This is a genomic window from Halomonas sp. ATBC28, from assembly GCF_005937175.1.
Taxonomy (GTDB): Bacteria; Pseudomonadota; Gammaproteobacteria; order Pseudomonadales; family Halomonadaceae; genus Vreelandella; species Vreelandella titanicae.
Window position 1 is genome coordinate 1 of record NZ_VCQL01000139.1, and the last position, 420, is coordinate 420.

The following is a 420-nucleotide window of genomic DNA, read 5'->3' on the forward strand; positions in this document are numbered from 1 at the left end:
GCTTGCTTCGGGTGGCATCGGAATGCCGGCGCTGCAAGCAATGTTGTCCAGGCAGGTGGATGAGGAACGTCAGGGGCAGCTGCAAGGCTCACTGGCGGCGCTCACCAGCCTGACCTCGATCGTCGGACCCCTCCTCTTCACGGCGATCTATGCGGCTTCTATAACAACGTGGAACGGGTGGGCATGGATTGCAGGCGCTGCCCTCTACTTGCTCTGCCTGCCGGCGCTGCGTCGCGGGCTTTGGAGCGGCGCAGGGCAACGAGCCGATCGCTGATCGTGGAAACGATAGGCCTATGCCATGCGGGTCAAGGCGACTTCCGGCAAGCTATACGCGCCCTAGGAGTGCGGTTGGAACGTTGGCCCAGCCAGATACTCCCGATCACGAGCAGGACGCCGATGATTTGAAGCGCACTCAGCGTC

2 pseudogenes are annotated in these 420 nt (G+C 62.6%); one reads left to right on the top strand and one right to left on the bottom strand.

Annotated elements, in window-relative coordinates:
* Window positions 1–274, top strand: a pseudogene (locus E0L35_RS25715) (TetA family tetracycline resistance MFS efflux pump); the annotation flags it as partial.
* Window positions 275–305: 31 nt separating this feature from the next.
* On the opposite strand, the pseudogene E0L35_RS26520 reads toward E0L35_RS25715, so the two are convergent.
* Window positions 306–420, bottom strand: a pseudogene (locus E0L35_RS26520) (EamA family transporter); the annotation flags it as partial.